The sequence below is a fragment of the Belliella alkalica genome (genome assembly GCF_022549785.1).
GTDB classification, from domain to species: Bacteria; Bacteroidota; Bacteroidia; order Cytophagales; family Cyclobacteriaceae; genus Belliella; species Belliella alkalica.
Genome location: NZ_JAKZGO010000062.1, coordinates 1 through 1,492, shown reverse-complemented (window position 1 = coordinate 1,492; position 1,492 = coordinate 1). Strand labels below are relative to the sequence as shown.

Annotated in this window: 2 protein-coding genes and 1 pseudogene; all 3 read right to left on the bottom strand. The window is 38.1% G+C overall.

Features of this window, described 5'->3' with window-relative positions; all coding sequences use genetic code 11:
* Positions 1–534: 534 nt before the first annotated feature.
* The gene (locus tag MM213_RS20620) at positions 535–933 is read right to left on the bottom strand and encodes a hypothetical protein (RefSeq protein ID WP_241414774.1); all 399 of its coding nucleotides are present in this window, start codon (positions 931–933) and stop codon (positions 535–537) included.
* Positions 934–939: 6 nt separating this feature from the next.
* Positions 940–1,200, bottom strand: a complete 261-nt coding sequence (locus MM213_RS20615) for a hypothetical protein (protein WP_241414773.1) — start codon at positions 1,198–1,200, stop codon at positions 940–942.
* Positions 1,201–1,269: 69 nt separating this feature from the next.
* Positions 1,270–1,492 (bottom strand): annotated as a pseudogene (locus MM213_RS20610) (IS110 family transposase); the annotation flags it as partial.

Below are 1,492 nucleotides of genomic sequence, written 5' to 3'. Positions count from 1 at the left end.
AATACCCCAAATTCCCGAACATCTTGCTCGGTTTGACCTACTGCTACCCAGTGGGAGCGACTGCCGACGTCAATTCCCGCAGCTTGCGGATTGACGACTTCCATGGAGATAGATTCCTGTTCCATTTGATTAAAAATAGATAAGTCTCTCAGGGGATGTGCTTTTGGCTAGAAAATATTCTGAACGGGGTATCTGACTTTTAAAGACAAATCCGCCACTGAAATCATCGCAAGCATCCCAACCAGAATKGCGCCCGTGCTCTTCGATTACTCGAGGGCAACATTTCTAAAATCGGCCTTRCTGAGAGACCAGTAATTTACAAAAAATCTTGCCATGATGCTCTCAAACGTTAGCTTACGAAATCAACTTTTTTAATGTAGGGGGAATTGGGCCCAACGTTTTGCAGCTACCCGAAGGGCGGGACTTTTACCACAAAACTTGATTTGAAAAACTAATGTTTGATTAACCACAAAACTGTCTTTGGAACACGAAACCCCGCCTTTTGGGTAGGTGCTGTTAGTGGCTGGGCTTCTGTCAACCGTTACCTTGTGCATTACTTTGGTTTGTATTCGTTTGATTTTTTATTTTGTTAATTAGTTCGTCAATTGTGATTACTTTTTTAATTTTTCTAAGTTCAATTACAAGCCAAATTAGAGACGCAATACCACAAAAAAGATAAAAGCCTTGCCAAGTAGTCGCTGGTATTTTCGCAAACTCCTTAAAGTCTGTTGTGCAAAATGTCAAGATAAATGAAATTAAAAGTGTCAATGGAGTCAGGTAATTACTGTTTTTGGTAATTGTTTCCTTGTTTTCATATAAAATCACTTTGAGCTTATCGTCATTTATACGAATAATGTTTGATTGTGTATTGTCGTAAAACTCTTTTACTAAAGGGTTGTCAGTTAGTAAAGCTGGTTCGTTATTTTGTGCCATATGTCTTTACTTTTGAGTGTTTAAAAGCCCTAATGCACCTAATGCGTGAAAGTCTATATGTCCGCAATTGGAACAAGCAACAACTGCACACGGAACAGAAGGTCCTCCGATAACTACATTATTTGAAACTTCCTGTGATAATGGAAGACTAACAAAACCGTCAAGCAATGAAAAGTTTTGATGTCCACATCTTGCACAAGGTTTCAATGCTCCTTTAGCTTCTATCTGTTTGGCAATTTTTTGTTTTGTGTCTTGGTCAAATTTCATTTGTTTTATTTTTAATTGTCGTTAAGTTATTTGTCGTCATAGCCTTCTGACTAACGTAAACAAAATCCCTCAATTTGAGCTGATTTCGAGGCCTAAATCCTCATTAGTCAGACCGAATTTATCGATTTGTTTTTTTATTCTCTTAACTAAGCCCAACTTTCTTTTTTGATCCAAGAAAAGATAGCCTTCGGGATTTTCATATGGAATTCCTTTTACGACCATATTCCAAATGATGACTGCAAGCTTTCTTGCTGTGGCGCTGATGGCAGAAACTCTGCCTTTTCTAAAGCTT

Coding starts and splice junctions, on each gene's coding strand:
- MM213_RS20620 (WP_241414774.1), bottom strand. CDS start 933: ATGGCACAAAATAACGAACCAGCTTTACTAACTGACAACCCTTTAGTA.
- MM213_RS20615 (WP_241414773.1), bottom strand. CDS start 1,200: ATGAAATTTGACCAAGACACAAAACAAAAAATTGCCAAACAGATAGAA.